The sequence below is a fragment of the Chromohalobacter sp. HP20-39 genome (assembly GCF_033052815.1).
In the GTDB taxonomy this organism is placed as follows: Bacteria; Pseudomonadota; Gammaproteobacteria; order Pseudomonadales; family Halomonadaceae; genus Chromohalobacter.
On the sequence record NZ_JAWHTP010000002.1, the window covers coordinates 26,906 to 47,352 of the forward strand.

At 57.9% G+C, this 20,447-nt stretch carries 18 protein-coding genes; 7 read left to right on the forward strand and 11 right to left on the reverse strand.

Translation table 11 applies throughout. The features are described from left to right. Positions 1–199: 199 nt before the first annotated feature. The 6 genes from nrdF to RVY79_RS03730 form a co-directional block, all read right to left on the reverse strand. Entirely contained in the window at positions 200–1,180 is a 981-nt protein-coding gene (nrdF, locus tag RVY79_RS03705; protein WP_317462683.1) for a class 1b ribonucleoside-diphosphate reductase subunit beta, read from the reverse strand. A 96-nt stretch (positions 1,181–1,276) separates the two neighbouring features. Then, entirely contained in the window at positions 1,277–3,451 is a 2,175-nt protein-coding gene (nrdE, locus tag RVY79_RS03710; RefSeq protein WP_317462684.1) for a class 1b ribonucleoside-diphosphate reductase subunit alpha, read from the reverse strand. Further along, a complete protein-coding gene (nrdI, locus tag RVY79_RS03715) occupies positions 3,441–3,845 on the reverse strand; it encodes a class Ib ribonucleoside-diphosphate reductase assembly flavoprotein NrdI (RefSeq protein ID WP_317462685.1) in 405 nt (134 codons plus the stop codon). The genes nrdE and nrdI overlap by 11 nt, the downstream gene beginning before the upstream one ends. Before the next feature lie 15 nt (positions 3,846–3,860). Next, positions 3,861–4,085, reverse strand: coding sequence for a glutaredoxin-like protein NrdH (gene nrdH / locus RVY79_RS03720; protein WP_280541271.1), 225 nt, complete (start codon positions 4,083–4,085; stop codon positions 3,861–3,863). Positions 4,086–4,294: 209 nt separating this feature from the next. Then, complete coding sequence (gene ubiM / locus RVY79_RS03725) at positions 4,295–5,485, reverse strand: 5-demethoxyubiquinol-8 5-hydroxylase UbiM (RefSeq protein WP_317462686.1); 1,191 nt, start codon at positions 5,483–5,485, stop codon at positions 4,295–4,297. Between the two features lie 172 nt (positions 5,486–5,657). Continuing rightward, positions 5,658–6,710: a class I fructose-bisphosphate aldolase gene (locus RVY79_RS03730; protein WP_317462687.1), complete on the reverse strand. Its 1,053-nt coding sequence runs from the start codon at positions 6,708–6,710 to the stop codon at positions 5,658–5,660. 197 nt (positions 6,711–6,907) lie between these two features. Between RVY79_RS03730 and RVY79_RS03735 the strand changes: the two genes are divergently transcribed. The 5 genes from RVY79_RS03735 (at position 6,908) to fba (ending at position 11,563) form a co-directional block, all read left to right on the forward strand. Beyond that, the gene (locus tag RVY79_RS03735) at positions 6,908–7,273 is read left to right on the forward strand and encodes a CidA/LrgA family protein (protein ID WP_317462688.1); all 366 of its coding nucleotides are present in this window, start codon (positions 6,908–6,910) and stop codon (positions 7,271–7,273) included. Next, positions 7,266–7,994 (forward strand): LrgB family protein, encoded by a 729-nt coding sequence (locus tag RVY79_RS03740; RefSeq protein WP_317462689.1) that lies wholly within the window; start codon positions 7,266–7,268, stop codon positions 7,992–7,994. The genes RVY79_RS03735 and RVY79_RS03740 overlap by 8 nt, the downstream gene beginning before the upstream one ends. A gap of 139 nt (positions 7,995–8,133) precedes the next feature. Further along, a complete protein-coding gene (locus RVY79_RS03745) occupies positions 8,134–9,225 on the forward strand; it encodes a type I glyceraldehyde-3-phosphate dehydrogenase (RefSeq protein WP_317462690.1) in 1,092 nt (363 codons plus the stop codon). 11 nt (positions 9,226–9,236) lie between these two features. Then, a complete protein-coding gene (locus RVY79_RS03750; RefSeq protein WP_317462691.1) occupies positions 9,237–10,400 on the forward strand; it encodes a phosphoglycerate kinase in 1,164 nt (387 codons plus the stop codon). A 98-nt stretch (positions 10,401–10,498) separates the two neighbouring features. Next, on the forward strand, positions 10,499–11,563 hold the full coding sequence (gene fba, locus RVY79_RS03755) for a class II fructose-bisphosphate aldolase (protein ID WP_317462692.1): 1,065 nt from the start codon (positions 10,499–10,501) through the stop codon (positions 11,561–11,563). Between the two features lie 407 nt (positions 11,564–11,970). Here the strand turns inward: fba and RVY79_RS03760 are convergent, their stop codons facing one another. The 5 genes from RVY79_RS03760 to rpiB form a co-directional block, all read right to left on the reverse strand. Continuing rightward, positions 11,971–12,975: a substrate-binding domain-containing protein gene (locus RVY79_RS03760; RefSeq protein WP_317462693.1), complete on the reverse strand. Its 1,005-nt coding sequence runs from the start codon at positions 12,973–12,975 to the stop codon at positions 11,971–11,973. A gap of 99 nt (positions 12,976–13,074) precedes the next feature. Then, the gene (locus RVY79_RS03765) at positions 13,075–14,034 is read right to left on the reverse strand and encodes an ABC transporter permease (protein WP_317462694.1); all 960 of its coding nucleotides are present in this window, start codon (positions 14,032–14,034) and stop codon (positions 13,075–13,077) included. Next, on the reverse strand, positions 14,024–15,529 hold the full coding sequence (locus tag RVY79_RS03770) for a sugar ABC transporter ATP-binding protein (protein ID WP_317462695.1): 1,506 nt from the start codon (positions 15,527–15,529) through the stop codon (positions 14,024–14,026). The genes RVY79_RS03765 and RVY79_RS03770 overlap by 11 nt, the downstream gene beginning before the upstream one ends. A 113-nt stretch (positions 15,530–15,642) precedes the next feature. After that, complete coding sequence (locus tag RVY79_RS03775; RefSeq protein WP_317462696.1) at positions 15,643–16,614, reverse strand: substrate-binding domain-containing protein; 972 nt, start codon at positions 16,612–16,614, stop codon at positions 15,643–15,645. A gap of 442 nt (positions 16,615–17,056) precedes the next feature. Beyond that, positions 17,057–17,515, reverse strand: a complete 459-nt coding sequence (gene rpiB, locus RVY79_RS03780; RefSeq protein ID WP_317462697.1) for a ribose 5-phosphate isomerase B — start codon at positions 17,513–17,515, stop codon at positions 17,057–17,059. Between the two features lie 402 nt (positions 17,516–17,917). Between rpiB and RVY79_RS03785 the strand changes: the two genes are divergently transcribed. Then, a complete protein-coding gene (locus tag RVY79_RS03785; RefSeq protein ID WP_317462698.1) occupies positions 17,918–19,648 on the forward strand; it encodes a dihydroxyacetone kinase family protein in 1,731 nt (576 codons plus the stop codon). A gap of 19 nt (positions 19,649–19,667) precedes the next feature. Next, on the forward strand, positions 19,668–20,438 hold the full coding sequence (locus RVY79_RS03790; protein ID WP_317462699.1) for a triose-phosphate isomerase family protein: 771 nt from the start codon (positions 19,668–19,670) through the stop codon (positions 20,436–20,438). Positions 20,439–20,447: the final 9 nt, after the last annotated feature.

Sequence of the window (20,447 nt, forward strand, 5' to 3'; positions counted from 1 at the left end):
TGCATGTCAGCGGCAGCGTGCCGCCTTCTGGAACGCTATCCAGCGTGGTCGCCAGCCGCCGCTTTGACAAGATTGCCGGGAGGGGAAAGCGAAGGACGTGCGCTCCCGGGCGCCGCGACACGCGCCGGTGTCGGGTACCCGGGAGTGACTGATCGATCAGTGCCACGGCAGACGTTGACCGAGACGTGCTGAGGCTGACTCAGAACGCCCAGTCTTCGTCCTCGGTCCGCTCCGAACGCCCGATGACGTAGGAAGAGCCGGAGCCGGAGAAGAAGTCGTGGTTCTCCTCGGCCCCCGGTGATAGTGCCGCCAAAATAGCCGGATTGACCGACTCGGCCGCCCCGGGGAACAGCGACTCGTAGCCCAGGTTCATCAACGCCTTGTTGGCGTTGTAATGCAAGAACGCCTTGACCTCTTCGGTGAGTCCCACGTCGTCGTAAAGCGATTCCGTGTACTGCACCTCGTTGTCGTAAAGCTCGAGCAGCAGATCGAAGGTGGCATCCTTGATCTCTTGCTGACGCTCGGCGCTCTCCTTGGCCAGCGCCTGCTGGAACTTGTAGCCGATGTAGTAGCCGTGGACCGCCTCGTCGCGAATGATCAGACGAATCAGGTCGGCGGTGTTGGTCAGCTTGCCGCGACTGGCCCAGTACATCGGCAGATAGAAGCCGGAGTAGAACAAGAACGACTCGAGGAAGACGCTGGCGACCTTGCGCATCAGCGGATCATCCATGCGATAGCGATTGAGGATCAGCTCGGCCTTGTTCTGCAGATGCGTATTTTCCTCGCTCCAGCGATAGGCATCGTCGACATCGCGCGTCGCGCACAGCGTCGAGAAGATCGAGCTGTAGGAGCGCGCGTGCACCGACTCCATGAAGCTGATGTTGGTGAACACCGCCTCCTCATGAGGCGTCACGGCATCCTCAATCAGCACCGGCGCGCCGATGGTACCCTGAATGGTGTCGAGCAGCGTGAGCCCGGTGAAGACACGGATGGTCAGCGTCTGCTCTTGCTGGGTCAGCGTGTTCCACGAGCTCACGTCGTTGGACAACGGTACCTTCTCGGGCAGCCAGAAGTTGGCGGTCAGCCGGTTCCAGACCTCGAGGTCCTTGTCGTCCTGGAGACGGTTCCAGTTGATGGCATCGACGCGCGTCAGATGACGCGGTGTGGCGGTAGCGGTCATGACGATTCTCTCAGTTCCGACGGTGCGCTGGTACGGGCACCAACGCACCGATAATCTCGATGGGGATATCGATCGTGCGGGTACGTCACCCCCGCCTTACAAGGTGCAGGACACGCAGCCCTCGACCTCGGTCCCTTCCAGCGCAGCCTGACGCAGACGCACGTAATACAGCGTCTTGATGCCCCGGCGCCAGGCGTAGATCTGCGCCCGGTTGATGTCGCGCGTGGTCGCGGTATCGCGGAAGAACAGTGTCAGCGACAAGCCCTGATCGACGTGCTGCGTGGCTTCAGCATAGGTATCGATGATCTTCTCGGGACCGATCTCGTAGGCGTCCTGGTAGTATTCCTGATTGTCGTCATTGAGATACGGCGCCGGGTAATAGACGCGCCCCAGCTTGCCTTCCTTGCGGATCTCGATCTTCGACACCACCGGGTGAATGCTCGACGTCGAATGGTTGATATAGGAAATCGAACCGGTCGGCGGTACCGCCTGGAGGTTGCGGTTGAAGAGCCCATGCGCCATGACGGAGGCCTTGAGCGCACGCCAGTCGTCCTGAGTCGGGATATGAATCCCGGCCTTGTCGAATAGCTCGCGAACACGCGCGGTACGCGGGCCCCACGCCTGCTCGGTGTACTTGTCGAAGTACACGCCGCTGGCATAGTCCGAGTCCGCGAAACCGGCGAACGCCACGCCTCGCTCGATGGCCAACTGGTTGGAAGCGCGCAGTGCGTGATAGGTCACGGTGTAGAAGTAGAGGTTGGTGAAATCCAGGCCTTCTTCACTACCGTAGTGAATATGCTCGCGAGCCAGATAACCGTGCAGGTTCATCTGCCCCAGGCCGATGGCATGCGAATGCTTGTTGGCCTCGGCAATCGACGGCACCGAGCGGATATCGCTCATCTCGGACACCGCCGTCAGCCCGCGAATCGCGGTTTCGACCGTGGCCCCGAAATCCGAGGAATCCATGGTCCTGGCGATGTTCAGCGAGCCAAGATTGCAGGAAATGTCCTCCCCGATACGCTCATAGCCCAGATCCGCATCGTAATCGGACGGCGTGTTGACCTGCAGGATCTCCGAGCACAGGTTGCTCATATTGATGCGGCCGGCGATCGGATTGGCGCGATTCACCGTGTCCTCGAACATCACATACGGATAGCCCGACTCGAACTGGACTTCCGCCAGCGTCTGGAACAGCTCGCGCGCGTTGATCTTGGTCTTGCGAATACGCGCGTCGTCGACCATCTCGGCGTACTTCTCGGTGACACTGATATCGCCGAACGGCTTGCCATAGACGTTCTCGACGTCGTAGGGCGAGAACAGATACATCGGTTCGTTGCGCCTGGCCAGCTCGAAGGTGATGTCGGGAATCACCACGCCCAACGACAGCGTCTTGATGCGAATCTTCTCGTCGGCGTTTTCGCGCTTGGTGTCGAGGAAACGCAAGATGTCCGGATGATGCGCGTTGAGGTACACCGCACCGGCGCCTTGGCGCGCGCCCAGTTGGTTGGCGTAGGAGAAGGCGTCTTCAAGCATCTTCATGATCGGAATGATGCCCGAGGACTGATTCTCGATATGCTTGATCGGCGCTCCGGCTTCGCGGATGTTGCTGAGCAGAAACGCCACCCCGCCACCACGCTTGGAAAGCTGCAGCGCCGAATTGATGGAGCGCCCGATGGACTCCATATTGTCCTCGATACGCAACAGAAAGCACGACACCAGCTCGCCGCGCTGCTTCTTGCCGCAATTGAGAAACGTCGGCGTGGCCGGCTGGAAGCGTCCGTGGATGATTTCATCCATCAGCTGCCGAGCCACCGTCTCGTCCCCCTGCGCCAAGGTCAGGGCGACCATGCATACGCGATCCTCGAAACGCTCGAGGTAACGGCGCCCGTCGAAGGTCTTGAGCGTATAACTGGTGTAGTACTTGAACGCGCCGAGAAAGCTTTGAAAGCGGAATTTCACGGCATAGGCGCGCTCGAACAGCGACTTGATGAAGGCGAAGTCGTACTGGTCAAGCACCTCCTTCTCGTAATAGTTCTCCGCCACCAGATACTCGAGCTTTTCCGCCAGCGAATGAAAGAAAACCGTATTCTGGTTAACGTGCTGAAGGAAGTATTGACGCGACGCCTCGCGGTCCGCCTGCAGTTGCAGGCGCCCCTCGTTATCGTAGAGGTTGAGCATCGCATTGAGGGCGTGATAGTCCAGCGTCTGCGTCGCGCGGCTCAGCTCGACGGAGGACGTATTCTCGGTAGTTTCCACGGTATCATCCAGCATCTGTCATCTCCGCCGCCAGGCAACTATGCACCTTGGCGACATCCTCGGGCATTCCCATCAATTCGAAGCGGTGCAGCAACGGCACCTGGCACTTGTGCGCTACTACGCGACCGGCCAGGCCGAAGGCGGCACCGAAATTGGTATTGCCACCGGCTACCACGCCTTCGATCAGGGCCCGGTTGTGGGGGTCGTTCAAGAACCGGATCACCGGCCCCGGCACCGCCGTGCGTGGATCACCATCACCGTACGTCGGCAAGATCAGGATATAGGGGCGTTCCACGCGCAGCGGGGCATCGTTGCGGCTACGCGGGATGCCCTGCGCCGGCACGTCGAGCTTTTCGACGAAGCGCCGCGTATTGCCCGATTGCGTGGAAAAGTACACTACATCACGCATGCTGCCCCCTTCCTCTCACGCGAGTTGGCGAATCAGCTCGGGACGAAAACCTGACCAATGCTGAGACTCCGCCGCCACGACCACCGGCAACTGGCGATAGCCCAGCGATTCGACGGTCCGTACCGCTTCGGGGTCCACGCTGACATCCACCACCGTGTAGTCGAGCCCCTGCTTGTCGAGGGCGCGATAGGTGGCGTGGCACTGCATGCAATCCGGCTTGCTGTAAATCTTAATGCTCATGAGAATGATAAGCCTTTGTTTTCGAAAAGAAGAAATCGAAGGTACAAATATCGTTCAGAAATGACGCGCCGCCCTCTCAGGCACCGCGTCTCAATACACCATATATGGTAGTACAAACTGGAAGGCCCGCATAGATGTTGACGGTACGGCACAAGTTCGCTAGAGGGGCTTACGTTGGTAACGCCCATGTGCAGCGTGGCGAGAAAGTCTCAATGGCGCGCCAGATAGCTTTCCATCAGCCATTGCAGCGGCGCAGCCCGGCGTGCGGCGCCCAGTGCCAAGTGACGCACGAGACGTGCCGGAGGCCGCGTATCTCCGTACAACGTCACCAGGGCGCGCGAGGCATGCCACAGCGGCAGGATCGCACGCTGATGGTGCCGCGCATAAAGCGCTAACCGCGACGGCGCCCCGACATCCTCCACCGCCTGGTCGTAATGCGTCAGCGCATCGACCAGCCGACGCACACTGGCCAACCCGACGTTGAAGCCATGCGCCGTGACCGGGTGAAGCCCTACCGCCGCATCGCCCACCAGCGCCACGCGATCGGCGACCAGTTGCTCGGCACGACTGACCGAGAGCGGATAATCGTGCAACGCGCCACGACAGCTCATCTCACCCACACTGCTCTGGTAAAGGCGCGTCGCCTCCGCCGCGAATGCGTCCGACGACAACGCCTTGAGCCGCTCGGCGTCGTGCGGCGGGAGCGTCATCACCAGCGACGCGGTATCGCCCGCCAGCGGCAGCAATGCCAAGCCTCGCTCACCGTGGAACCATGACCAGGTCACTTCCCGATGTGGCCGCGCATGCGCCATGCGGCGCACCAGCAGACGCTGGCCAGTGTCGTGAATCTGCGCGGAGAGCCCCGCCAGTCGCCGCGTCACCGATAAACGACCATCGGCGGCCACCACCAGACGCGCGAGAATGTGCGACTGGTCGTCGAGCAGCACACTACGCCCGCCAGAGCCGGTGCCCAATGCGCTCACCCGGCGTCCGGTGACAAGCTCGATATGCTCGACGCCTTGCACCGCCTCGAACGCGGCGCGCCTGATGACATGATTGGCGACGAGTTGGCCGATGCTGTCTTGGCCCTCACCTCGCGCACTGGCCAGGGTCATGCCCCGCGGGCTATCCCCGTTATAGAGACGTGCCTCGCGAATCGGTGCCATCCGGTCTGCGGGGATATCGATGCCCGCCGCCGCCAGTTGCTCGCGCGAGGCATGCGTCAGAGCAATCTCACGCCCATCGTCGCCTGGCGAGGCCAGCGCCGTGTACGGCGCGGCATCGATCAACGTCACCGACAAATTCAGTGCCGCCAGTTCCAGCGCCAGGCACAGGCCGACCGGCCCGGCGCCGACGATCACGACATCTTTGATAGCGACACCTCCGGCAGGTTGCGGCATGCGCCCTCCGCATCAAATGAGCGTGTCCAGGCTGGGCACGCCATCATCATAATCGGCACGACGCTCGCGCGTCATAAGCGTGACAATGGGTCGCGACCTTAGGCTATGTACGAAAAATCGGCAAGACGACCCGGCAAGACCGAGTCGTCATTCAGTGTCGTGGGGCCGCGCGTCAGGCGAGGGTAACCTCGGGGGAGAGGTAAACGTCTTGAATGGCGTTGAGCAGTTCAATGCCTTCGTTCATCGGCTTCTGGAATGCTTTGCGTCCGGAAATCAGGCCCATTCCGCCAGCGCGCTTATTGATCACCGCCGTGCGCACGGCTTCACCCAGGTCGGAATGGCCCTTGGAGCCACCGCCGGAGTTGATCAGCCCGGCACGACCCATGAAGCAGTTCGCCACCTGGTAGCGAGCCAGGTCCACGGGATTGTCGCTGGTCAGCTCGTCGTAGACCTTGTCGTGGGTATGCCCGAAACCGACGGCACGATAGCCACCGTTGTTCTCCGGTAGCTTCTGCTTGACGATATCCGCCTTGAGCGTCGCCGCCATATGGATCGCCTGACCGGTCAAGTCCGAGGCGACGTGATAGTCCGTGCCCTCATGCTTGAACGCCGGGTTGCGCAGGTAGGACCACAACACGGTCACCATGCCCAACTCATGGGCACGCTCGAAGGCCTCGCTGATTTCCTGAATCTGGCGCCGGCTCTCTGGCGAGCCGAAGTAGATGGTTGCACCCACCGCCACGCAACCCATGTCGTGCGCCTGTTCGACCTGCGCGAATAGCGTCTGATCAAACATCGCCGGATAGGTCAGTGTCTCATTGTGGTTGAGCTTGAGCATGAAGGGAATCTTATGCGCATAGCGACGCGCCACCGAGGACAGCACACCCAACGTCGAGGCCACGCAGTTGCACCCGCCTTGGATGGCCAGCTCGACAATGTTCTTGGGATCGAAATAAAGCGGATTGGGCGCGAACGACGCCCCGGCGGAGTGCTCGATGCCCTGATCCACCGGCAGGATGCTCAGGTAGCCGGTACCGGCCAAGCGGCCATGATTGAAAAGCGTCTGCATATTGCGCAGCACGTGCGGGCTGCGGTCGTTTTCCGACATCACCCGATCGATGAAATCCGGCCCCGGCAGGTATAAATCGTCCTTGCGAAACGTCTGGCATTGATGCTCCAGCAGTGTTTCCGCCTCAGCCCCCAAGAGCCTTGCGATATCGGTCATGTAGTTTCCTCCCTGTCATCCAAGCCTGGCTATAACGCACGTCGTGGCAGCCGACACGCTCGTCAGGCTGGCACATGCCTGTGAAGCATAGCAATTCACGCGCGCCACGTAAGCGTCAATGTCGCGCCCAGCATCCGCCGCGCGCTCTGGTATGATGCGCATCAATCTCCGGCACATTCATGCGAGGACCCATACGCATGCTGTCCATCCTGCGTGGTTTTTTCGGCCTGTCAGCGTTTCTATTGCTCGGCGACATCGTCGTCAGGCTATTTGCGCTCCCGCTCTCCAGCGGCGTAGCAGGTATGTTATTGCTCACTGTGTGGCTTTTGCTGCGTCGCCGCTTGAGCCCCGACCTGACCGCCGCCAGCCAACCGCTGATCGGCATGCTGGCACTACTCATCATGCCGGGCGTGGTGGGCATCTTCTTTCAGGCGAGCGAATTTGCGGGGCACTGGCCGACGATTTTCGCCGCCTTGATCGCGGGCACGTTGCTCAGCTCGTGGACCACACTATGGCTGATGCGACGACTCGTCCCCAGGGCGGAGAACGACGTGCATGAGTGAGCTATTACTTCGCCTGGAACTGCTGGCCGACGAACTTCCCCAGCAAACGGAAACCGCCATCGTCCTGACTCTGGCGGCCTATTTCGCCGGCCTGCGCCTGTTTGCCTGGCTGCGCTCGCCCGCCTGGTGCCCGCCCATTCTGCTGGCCTCGTGCCTACTCGCGCTGCTGTTGGCCCTACTACCGCTCGACTATGCAGGGTATCGCCAGGGCGTGGGATGGATGACCTGGCTGCTTGGCCCCGCCACCGTGGCACTGGGCGTCCCGCTTTATCAGCAGGTGCATCACATTCGGGCACTGTGGCGGCCCATTGTGCTCACCTTGCCACCCGCCGCCATGCTCGCGGCCGGTTACGCAGTGGGCATCGCCTGGCTGTTGAACGCACCGCCCCGAGTCCTGGCCTCGCTCGCCCCAAAATCGGTCACCGCACCTATCGCCATGGGCATCACGCAAGAGCTGGGCGGCTCGGTGCCCCTGCTCATGGGGGCGCTGCTGATCACCGGCGTGATGGCCACGCTCGGCATCACGTTCATGGCACGCGGTTGGCGCCTGAGAGACGAGCGCGTCATCGGCTTCGCACTGGGCGTCAACGGCCATGCCATCGGCACCGTGCGAGCCTTCGAGATCGGGCCCACCGCCGGTGCCTTCGCCTCTCTGGGCATGAGCCTGACCGGCGTGTTCACCGCGCTATGGCTCCCGTTGATGTGGCATCTCGTGGGTTAAGCCCTCACCTGCGTGGGCATGAAATCACAAGCTGAATCGTGTCATGTCATACCCACGTCACGCGGTCTTGGGCAAGCGGGGCGTAACTGCGCTAATATCGGCGCTCCACTGTCGAAGCGGGGCTCCCGAGCGTCTGTCCATGTCCTATCGCATCGCTATCAATGGTTACGGCCGTATCGGCCAGTGTGTCCTGCGAGCCCTTACCGAGCGCCATGCTACTGACCTGGTCGTGGTGGCCATCAACGAGATGTCAGATCTCGATACCATCGCCTACCTGACGCGCTATGACACCACCCATGGGCGCTTTCCCGGCCAGGTGGAAACCCGCGACGGCGCGCTGATCATCGACGGTCATGCTATCCGTGTGCTGTCCGAGCCCGATCCGACAAAGCTGCCTTGGGCGGAGCTTGACATCGACCTGGTGCTCGAATGCTCGGGCAGCTTCAAGGACCGCGCCACCGCCGAGCGGCATATCGCCGCCGGCGCCCAGCGGCTGCTGTTCTCGCAGCCCGCTGAGGCCGATGTCGACGCCACCATCGTGCATGGCATCAACGACGCTGAGCTGCGCCCCGAAATGCGCATCGTTTCCGCCGCGTCCTGCACCACCAACTGTCTGGTGCCGCTGTTGACCGTGCTCGACGAAGCGCTGGGGCTGGAGCATGGCGTGACCACCACCATTCATTCGGCGATGAACGACCAACCGGTGATCGATGCCTACCACAAGACCGATTTACGCCTGACCCGCTCGGCCATGCATTCGATCATCCCCGTGGACACCGGCTTGGCCCGTGGCATCGAACGCCTCATGCCACATCTGGCCGGGCGCTTCGAGTGCCTGCACGTGCGTGTGCCGACCATCAACGTCTCGGCCATGGATATGGCGCTTGCAGTGCGCGAGGCCACCACGGCCGAGCAGGTCAACGCGCTATTACAGGCCGCCAGCCACGAGCGCCTCCACGGCTTGCTCGGCTATACCCAGGAGCCGGTGACCTCAGTCGACTTCAACCACGATCCGCGCTCGGGTATCGTGGACGCCACCCAGACCCGCGTGGCCGGCAGCCATCTGATCAAGATGCTGTGCTGGTTCGACAACGAGTGGGGCTTCGCCAACCGCATGCTCGACGTGGCGACGCACTGGCTGGCACTCGCCGCCCAGTCTATTCCCACTTCGACGACGTGCACCGCGCCCTCGACATCATCGTTGTCGTCTGACATCCCTTCACCCAAGTGAGGAACACGCCCATGAACGTGCGCAAGATGACCGATCTGGATCTCGCCGGAAAACGTGTACTGATTCGTGAAGATCTCAACGTGCCCATCAAGGGCGACCAGGTCACCAGCGATGCGCGCCTGCGCGCCTGTCTGCCGACCATCCAGGCCGCGCTCGACGCCGGCGCTCGGGTGATGCTGATGAGCCACCTCGGCCGTCCCACCGAAGGCGAGCCCGCCGATGAATTCTCGCTCGCCCCAGTGGCGACGCACCTCGGCAAGCTGCTGAACCGCAAGGTACGTCTGGAAAAGGACTATCTCGACGGCAGCGTCGAGATCGCCGATGGCGAAGTCGTGCTGCTCGAGAACGTGCGTTACAACACCGGCGAGAAGAAGGACGACGAGGCGCTGGCCAAGGCCTACGCCGCGCTCTGCGACGTCTACGTGATGGACGCTTTCGGCACCGCACATCGCGCGCAGGCCTCGACCCACGGTGTGGCACGGCACGCACCCACTGCCTGTGCGGGTCCCTTATTGGCCGGCGAGCTCGACGCGCTGGAAAAGGCGCTGGCCACGCCGGCACGCCCGATGCTGGCCATCGTCGGCGGCTCCAAGGTATCCACCAAGCTCGAGGTGCTCACCGCGCTTTCCGAAAAGTGCGATCAACTGATCGTCGGCGGCGGCATCGCCAACACTTTCATTGCCGCGGCGGGCTACAACGTCGGCAAGTCGCTGCATGAGGCCGACCTGGTCGATCACGCCAAGGCGCTGATGGCCAAGGTCGACATTCCGCTGCCGTCCGACGTGGTGGTCGCTACCGAATTCTCCGAGCAGGCCGAAGCTACCGTCAAACCGGTCGACCAGCTCAACGACGACGATATAATCCTCGACATCGGCCCGGATACCGCCAAGCGCTTCGCCGCGCTGCTCGAAAACGCCGGCACCATCCTGTGGAACGGCCCCGTCGGCGTGTTCGAGATTGACCAGTTCGGCAAGGGCACGGAAACGCTCGCGCGCGCCATCGCCGCCAGCCCGGCCTTTTCCATCGCCGGCGGCGGCGACACTCTGGCGGCCATCGACAAGTATGGTGTCGCCGATGATGTCTCTTATATTTCCACCGGCGGCGGCGCCTTCCTCGAATACGTGGAAGGCAAGCAACTGCCCGCCGTGGCGGCGCTCGAAGCCGCTTCCCGGTAAACCTGGCTCACGCCACGACTAAAGCCACCACTCAAACCACTACGTCACGATCGGCGGCCTACGGGCCGCCCTGCATTTCCAGAGGAATCACACTCCCCATGGCTCTGATCAGCCTGCGTCAACTGCTCGACCACGCCGCCGAACACGCCTATGGCGTTCCCGCGTTCAACGTCAACAACCTGGAACAGATGCGCGCCATCATGGAGGCCGCCGACCACACCGACTCCCCGGTGATCGTGCAGGCCTCTGCGGGTGCGCGCAAATACGCCGGCGCGCCCTTTCTGCGCCACCTGATCCTGGCTGCGGTGGAAGAGTTTCCGCATATCCCGGTGGTCATGCACCAGGATCACGGCACCAGTCCCGATGTCTGCCAGCGCTCCATCCAACTCGGCTTCTCGTCGGTGATGATGGACGGCTCGCTCAAGGAAGACGGCAAGACGCCCGCCGACTATGCCTACAACGTCGACGTCACCCGTCGCGCGGTAGAAATGGCGCATGCCTGCGGGGTCTCGGTTGAAGGTGAGCTGGGCTGCCTGGGCTCGTTGGAAACCGGCCAGGCCGGTGAAGAAGACGGCATCGGTGCCGAGGGCACGCTGGATCACAGCCAACTGCTGACCGACCCGGAAGAGGCCGCACAGTTCGTTGCCGCCACCCATGTCGATGCCCTGGCCATTGCCATCGGCACCAGCCACGGCGCCTACAAGTTCACGCGGCCGCCGACGGGCGACATTCTTTCCATCCAGCGCATCAAGGAGATTCACGCGCGCATTCCCGACACGCACCTGGTGATGCACGGTTCCAGTTCGGTGCCGCAGGAATGGTTGGAGACCATCAACGCTCACGGTGGCGAGATTCCCGAGACCTACGGTGTCCCGGTCGAGGAAATCGTCGAGGGCATCAAGCACGGCGTGCGCAAGGTCAACATCGACACTGACCTGCGCTTGGCGTCCACCGGCGCGGTACGTCGTTTCCTGGCCGAGAACCCCAGCGAATTCGACCCGCGCAAGTTCCTCAAGGAAAGCGTCACCGCCATGCGCGATGTGTGCATCCAGCGCTTCGAAGCTTTCGGCACCGCCGGCCAGGCCAGCAAGATTGCCCCGCTCAACCTCGAACGCATGTTCGAGCGTTACGCGCGGGGCGAGTTGAAACCGCAGGTATCGTAAGAGCTCGTCGGTGTCGCGGTAGGCTTGAGAGCGCCACTGGCGCTCTCAAGTGATTCAGGGAAGGATCACTGCTCGAGTACGAACGGGGCGGTATACTGATCAACATTCTCCGGAGTGATGAGTGACGTGACCCTCAGATTTTTGGCCAGATGTAGCTATCTTTTTATGACGATTAGTAAGGATGATCATGAACAGGAAACGCAGGCAATACAGCTGCGATTTAATGGCTAAGATGTCGCTCGTGCTGCAAGATGCCTAACGCAACGGGAACTATATCATGATGGTCACAGCTCCTAAGCGCTCAAGAAACAGAAGTGCCGCAGGGCAACCCTGGCGGCACTAATTTATTTACTGTCAGCTCTTGCCCATCTTTGCTTCACTAGAACTGACCACCTTCTACCAACAACTTACTGAAATTCATCAAGATTATCCTGGGTTATGAGGTCTACACCAGTATCCATATAGTCGGGCGGCTTGATCCCCAAAGACTGTTGCCACAGAGCTTGAACGGTCCAGTAGCCTTGTGCTTCGGGTCGATTGGCAACGGACGAATCAGCAACGCCCTCCTCAATCAACTGCAGCATCTCAGGAAGCTTCTCCAGGCCAACCAACTTTACTTCGCCAACTTTTCCGGCTTCCTTGATCGCTTGAGCCACACCAATGGGGCCGGATGCTTCTGCAACTACCCAACCATCGAGCTGGGGATTCGCCTGCATGATGGTGGCAGCTTGTTGCTGGGCTTTGGCAATGCTGTCGTTATTGATGCCAGTCCCTACAATCTCAATATCGGAGTACTGCGCAAAAACTTCCTTATGACAACGAACTCGGATGGCATGATTTGGCGCTGTCGGAGTACCCATCATAATTGCAACTTTCCCCTTTTTATCGAGCAGCTTGACCAAACGTCGAGAGGCAATTTTGGCTTGTTCGCAGAAATCATTACCGACACTACTGACCGCCAAACCTTTCGGAGCAGGTGCGTCAAAAATGACAACATTGATCCCTTGATCAAGCGCCTCCTGCAGAATGGCTCGGTTAGCCTTGGCGTCCAGCGGATCTACAGCAATACCATCCGGCTGGGTCGCAATCGCCTGTTCAATAATCTGGTTCTGGATCAAAACCTGAGATTGCTGTGGTGCACTATATTCAATTTCAACATCAGCACCGCTTTGCGCTTCAATCATCCGTGCTGCTTGTCGAGCTCCCTTATCGACACTATCAAACCATGGCGCTATGGCCTTGGGCACAATCACAAAGCGGTAACTATCTTTGCCCTCCAGAGAAGTATTCTGCTCATCGGCATAGGCCTCCTTCATCAGCATCGGTATTACTGAAGCCGCGACCATAAACAGTATCAAAAATAAACAGTGAGCACGTGTTATCCCAAATCGAGATTGGTTCTTATCAAACATACATCCCCCTTGGTTTTGTCACTCTAACTTAGCCTCGTTGTTGAGACTTCCTTCAAAATAGGGTCGGTTTATCGGCCCAATAATGACTAATTATCAAGGCTAATCTCGTTTGAAGTAGCGCCGCGAAACTGAGTCCAGTGAGATAGCAATGACCACGATTCCGCCTGTAACCATCGCCTGCCAATAAGGCGAAACCCCAAGCAATACAATGATATTATTGATTACGCCAATGATTGCTGCACCAAAGATCGCCCCCAGTGGCGTACCAATACCACCAGTCGTGGGCACGCCGCCAATGACTGCGGCAGCAATTGGGCCCAGCACCCAAGAGTCGCCGATGGAAGGTTGTGCCGACCCTAGTCTCGCGACCATCAGCATACCGGCTAACGCCGCCAGAAATCCTGCGAAAGCGAACACACCGACACGCACCCTATCGGTACGAATACCCAACATCTTGGCTGCGGGAAGATTACTACCCACTGCATACATATAGCGCCCAAAAGGTGTTTTCAGGGTGATGAAGCAAGCCAATGCCAAGAACACCAACATGACCCAAAACGGCACCGGCATACCAAGCCAGGTGCCACTACCCATGAAGCCAATGTCAGACGGGATTCCTGTAATTGCGACCCCCTTGGTGATTACCAGATTGAGGCCACCGTACATACCCGCCATACCAATAGTTAGCACTAACGATGGCAAGTGCAATAGCGTGACAAGCAAGCCATTTATCGCCCCAAAAAGAGCGCCTACGGCCAGGCAGACCCCGAAAGATAACCATGGATTCACCCCCATATTAACCATCAGTATTCCGCCAATCACACCACAAAAACCACCGATAGCTCCCAAGGAAAGGTCCAGCTCTCCCAGCATCATAAGCATCGATTGGCCAATGGTAATAAGACCAATGAATGCCAGAGTTCTAGAGATAATAACTAGGTTATAACTATTGAGAAAATTCTCTGAAAGTAGCGAGGCTGCTACTAGAATTAGCACCAGAACACTGATCACTCCACTTAGGGGATTGCCGACCATAAATCCCATTAATTTACGCAGCATTACCATCTCCTTCGTGGCCGTGAATGGCACCAACCAGGTCGGCACCACTGGCGTCATCAATGTGAAAATTACCACTGATTCGCCCTTCATACATTGTGATAATTCGGTTGGCACATCGCTGGAGCTCATCCATCTCAGATGACACCAGGATGATCCCGACGCCACGTTCGGCTAGCTCCTTCATCAGCCTATAGATTTCCATCTTGGTGCGCAGATCAATCCCCTTGGTCGGTTCATCAAAAATAAGCACTTTAGGATTGCACGCCATGGCTCTACCAATGATTGCTTTCTGCTGGTTCCCTCCGGATAAAAACGCAATATTCTTGTTGAGCGTCGGCGTCTTGATGTCGTAATCGCGGACAATCTTACCGACGCGCTCGCGCTCTTTCTGAGAACGGATGACACCACGACCTGCAGTCTCCTCAAACAACGCCATTCCAATATTTCGGCGCACGCTCTGTCCAGGGAAAATACCGTGATATTTTCTTTCTTCAGATAGGTAAAACAACCCGCTTCGGACCGAGCTGCTGGTATCACCGAGGCGCCAATCCTGTCCTTCTACTCGCAACTTACCAGCACGAGCTGGAAGGAACCCGAACAACGTCTGCATGACTTCCGAACGACCGGACCCGACCAGCCCGGCAAAACCTAGAATTTCACCGCGCCGAAGTTGAAACGAAACGCTATCAAAACCTTTACCGCTCAACCCCTCCACCTCGAGAAGCACCTCTCTGGTGCCATCACTCTCAACTGGCTGCAGCTTAGCATCGGTCTTAATTTCCTGGCCTGACATCAGCTTGACCAATTGATTATTATCTAGCCGTGAAGCGGGCTGGGTATCAATTTTCTGTCCATTACGCAGCACGCTGATGGTGTCACTGATCGCGAACATCTCGTCGAATTTGTGCGAAATGAACACCACCCCGCAGCCCTCTTCCACCACGTCACGTACCACTCGGAATACCCGCTCGACTTCATTCTCCGTCAATGACGAGGTCGGCTCATCGAGTATCAGGATTTTCATCGATTCGTTGGTACAGGCTCGGGCGATCTGTAATAGTTGCTGGTCGGAAATAGATATCTTGCCCACCTTGTCGCCTGGCTGGGCAGCAATATTGAAACGCTCGATCCAGGCTTGTGCTTCACGCTCCAATTGGCGACGCCGGAAGACCATCCCGCCATGATGCGAGCGAGAAAACGGCATAAATAGGTTCTCGGCTACTGTCAGATTGGTAAAGAGATTAATTTCCTGAGGCACATAGGCAACGGTCTTGTACAGATGTGAATGTTCGGCTGCATCCTCTCCGTCGATCATCACCCTGCCTGACGTTGGGCGTTCAGTACCGGTCAGGATCTTGACCAGCGTTGACTTGCCCGCCCCATTTTCCCCAGCCAGCGTATGTACCTTGCCCATCTCAATTTCAAGCTCGATGTCATCTAGCGCTGTCACTCCAGGAAATATCTTGCCGACGTGGTCCACATGCAAATATGCCATCAAATCCCTCCTTACCGCTTCAGCCCAGGCGCCATCGTCTGGATGATGCCCGTCCCCTTCTCAGGCCTGGCATCACTTATCAACAGACGAGACAGGACAACTAACAGTAAGTCTTACTGCTTATTGTACGAGTCGACGTTATCCGGCGTGATCATTACATTGCCAGTATCGATATGCTCAGGCGTGACGGCACCGGTGGCGTGCTGCCACATGTTCATTACCGACCAATAACCCTGCATAACGGGGCGCGATGCCGAGGAAGAATCCGCCACACCTTCTTTGATCAACTCCAGCATCTGATTTAGATCATCAAGGCCAACCAGTTTGACCTTGCCTACCTTGCCAGCTTCCTTGATTGCCTGACCGATACCGATCGGGCCAGCAGCGTCAGAGGCCACCCAGCCATCAAGTTCAGGATTTGCTTGCATGATCGCTGCCGCCTGCTGCTGCGCCGTGAGGATATCATCGTTGTCGACACCCGTTGCCACGACCTCAATACCCTCTGCGGCATCGAACACTTCCCGCGCACAACGCGCACGCTCAGCATGATTGGGAGCAGTGGGAACGCCCATCATGATCGCCACCTGCCCCTCGCCATCGAGCAACTCGACCAAGCGGTTAGCGGCCATATTAGCCTGCTCACAGAAGTCACTACCCACGGTCGTCAGGTTCATGCCATCCGGATTACTGGAATCGAACAATGTAATCGGAATCCCTTGGCCCATGGCATCCTGCAGCACACTGCGATTACCGTTGGGATCAAGCAGGTCAACGATCAAGCCATCAGGCCGCGTGGCAATAGCCCGTTCAATAATTTGGTTCTGCTCGGAGACACTAGCGCTTTGGGGGGCAGAATACTGAATTTCGACCTCGGCTCCGGTCTGGGCTTCGATCGCGGCCGCTGCCTGTTGAGCCCCATCGTTGACCTTATCGAACCAAGGGTGGACCACTTTCGGCACCACCACGAAGCGATAACTGTCGGCAGTTTGAGTTCCCGGGCCATCAGCAGCCTGAGCTGCGGTAGCGAGCGTTCCAGAAATTAGTACACTTAACGCTAGCACCATGCCGGCCTTGGTTATTTTCATGGCATCTCTCCTGACTTGCTTGATTGTGCTTGTGGTAACTGGATGCCTGAAACATCAGGCTTCTTAAATAGCGCTTATTATAATAAGCATCTGAGTAATCACAACATATGAAACTCGGATGATCATATGCATAGCGCATTCAGCCTTGAGTAAAGGTCACGAAAGGTAATGGCGCAATCTAGACTTTAGTGGATGACACCACAAACTATTGATATTAAAGGAATTAATATAACCGCCAGGAGAATTTTTGAAACGAAAGCAAGATTTATGCAATTTCATATGAACACCAGGATCACCATATGATCATCACTGACAGGCCAGCTCTAGCGCCTTAACACTGCTTCTTAAAAGCTAATTCCTGCGACACCACCCCCACCCAGCGATAACCTTGCCTGCCAAGGGCTCATGCAGCTCAGCAGGCTCAGCGCTCCAAAAATAAGACTCAGCGACCGTCGCGCTCATATGCTTTGATACGGTCAACTTTCGCTTGGGAGCTTCCACCAGAGAACTCACTAGTCAAGAAGGTCTCAGCAATCACCTTGGCCAGCTCGACTCCAATGACACGAGCCCCCATAGTGACGATCTGCGCATCGTTACTCTTGCGAGCGCGCTCCGCAGAATAGGTGTCATGCGCCTGCGCCGCGCGAATACCCGGCACCTTGTTAGCGGAAATAGCCACTCCGATCCCGGTACCGCAGATCAGCACACCGCGATCGACCCGCCCCTCAGAGACAGCCTGCGCAACATCAAGAGCCACATCGGGATAAAGCACCGGCTTGGCGTCATGAGTGCCGAAATCTTCAACCTCGTACCCCAATGACCGAATATGCGCGACAAGCGCTTGCTTCATTTCATAGGCCGCCTCATCACACCCGAGAGCAACTTTCCACTTCTCAGCCATACTCACCTCTCATTGCTGACTTCGATATTGGCGCTCCAGTACTACTGGAACCGTAGCAGCCGACACCGGTATCTTAAATTAGCTATGCTCATCTGAACAACAAAAAATCAAATGATCAAAAAAATTCAACAAACTGAATGACAACCCCCGAAATTTTGTACATATAGCACAGCCAAAAACCTGAAATGTACCGCTTTCCTCAGGCGACTTCCTAAAATTACCACCAAAGTTGCATATCTATGACCTCCTCCATCGCTATTATAGGGCCTAACCGCTAAAAAATCATATGAACATACCTAGATCAAATTTTCATATAAATTGCTATTGACAGTAAATTCAATCAATGGGCTGAGCTCTTGCCAAGAAGCTCTCAAACCAAGCCATCAACCGGGAGCGTCGGTCATGACACGTCTGTACAACGATCCTGTAAAATTTGTCGATGAAGCCATCGAAGGCTTTGTCGCTGCACATGCGCAACACGTCTGCCAGGTTCCCGGTGGTGTCATCCGCAACACACGTAGCGAAGAGGGCACTGTCGCAGTGGTCATTGGTGGTGGTTCTGGCCACTATCCGGCCTTTGCCGGCTTGGTCGGGCAGGGACTGGCCCACGGTGCGGTTATAGGGAATCTGTTTGCATCACCTTCTGCTCAACAGATCTATAATGTCTGTAAGGCAGCTAATAATGGTGGCGGTATACTGCTGAGTTTCGGCAACTATGCAGGAGATGTGCTGCACTTCGGTCAGGCCCGAGAACGCTTGATTCGTGAAGGAATTCCCTGTGAGATTGTGGCAGTCACCGATGATATATCCAGTGCCAGCCACGACGAGTTACAGAAGCGGCGCGGCATCGCCGGTGACTTGACAGTATTCAAGACCGCCGCCGCCGCCGCCGAGGCAGGCTACTCGCTGGAAGATGTTGCCAGGGTCTCTAATGCTGCCAACTTGCGCACGCGCTCAATGGGCGTAGCTTTCGACGGCTGCACCCTTCCGGGAGCTGAAGACGCACTATTCCATGTCCCCGATGGCAAGATGGCCGTCGGCTTGGGCATTCATGGCGAGCCGGGTATCAGCGAACAGGAAATACCCAGCGCAGACGAACTAGCAGAGTTGCTGGTCTCTCACCTGCTCAAGGACGTCCCTGACGGCATCACCAGTACTGACGGCTCAAGAGCATCTGTTTTGCTGAACGGTCTCGGCGCAATCAAGTATGAAGAACTATTCGTAGTCTACCGTCGCGTAAATCAGCTGCTTGAAGAAGCGGGCATCGAGATCATCGAACCAGAAGTCGGCGAGCTGGTTACCAGCCTGGACATGGCTGGCACATCGCTGACCCTGTTCTGGCTCGACGACGAGCTTGAACACTTTTGGCGGGCACCTGTAGATAGCCCAGCCTACCGCAAGGGCAGCTTAAAACCAGCTACCCCGATCGATACATCTAAGCTCGATATCCCCGACGATGACACCATCCCCCCAGCCAGCGAGGCTTCTACCGAAGCTGCCCACTGCATCAACGAGGCCCTGAGTGCCATTCGCCAACTCATCGATGACAATGTCGATGAGCTCGGACGCCTGGACGCCATTGCCGGTGACGGCGATCACGGTATCGGCATGCAACGCGGCGCTGTGGCAGCATCAGAAGCCGCCAACAAGGCACTAAGCGGCAATTCCGGCGCCGGCACCTTGCTACATCTTGCCGCAGAGGCCTGGGCTGACCGCGCAGGCGGTACGTCCGGAGCAATCTGGGGCGTCATGCTCAACGCCTTGAGCTTTACTATTGGCGATCGAGACAAGCCGACGGCGAACCATTACGCTCGCGCACTTATTAAAGCCAAGGAAGATGTCATGAACTTTGGTAAGGCTAAGGCTGGCGACAAGACACTGGTCGATGTACTGATCCCTTTCAGTCACACGCTTGAGCAGCAGGTCAGCGGCGGTGATGATTTAGCAAACGCCTGGGGCAAAGCCTCTGCGGCAGCCGCCGAAGCAGCCGAGGCAACAGCTGACATGATTCCTCAGATTGGGCGCGCCCGCCCGCTTGCCGAGAAGAGTCTCGGAACTCCTGATCCGGGCGCCAAGTCTCTCGCCATGATCGTGGGTACCGTTCACGAGATAATCCAGCGCCACCAACGTTAATCACTATATAGAGGCATTCATGCAACGCTCTACTATTACGCTGGGCATCAGTTTCAAGATGTACTTTGGCTATGCCCAGACGCTGACATGGTGCCGCGAGGTTGCCGCCTCATTGAAAAAACATCCGGCCGTGCTTGATGGCAGAGTGTCGTTGTTTGTACTCCCTAGCTTTCCCGCAATAGCGCCAGTACTTGATATTTTTACCGACAGCCCAGTCGGTGTTGGCGGCCAAAACCTGTATCAATCAGCCTACGGTGCCTATACAGGCGAAGTGAGTGGCGCCATGCTGGCCGAGATGGGATGCCGCTATGTCGAGGTCGGACATGCCGAGCGCATGCGTCTCTTCGGAGAAGATGCCGAAACCATGGCCACCAAGGTACATGTGGCGCTAGCACACCAACTGATACCGGTACTCTGCATCGGTGAAGTTGAACGTGGCGCGCCCGAAGCGGCAATCGCGACTTGTCGAACACAGATCGACAATTCACTATCGTTAGCCACGTCGAAACAACGTCAACAGCCAATCATCATCGCTTATGAGCCTCACTGGGCAATCGGCGCGTCGGAACCGGCATCGCTCGAGCACATTACTGCGGTATGTCAGGGGCTACGCGAGCATATGAACTCACACCCCTCAGCCAGCATCATCTATGGTGGCAGCGCCGGCCCCGACTTGTTGACCAAGCTGGCAGGGCAGGCTGACGGGTTATTCTTAGGGCGCTTTGCACACGACCCGGCCGCGTATAATACTATCGTCAACGAGGCCTCGGTACTTGCCGCATCACGCTGAATGCCGGCC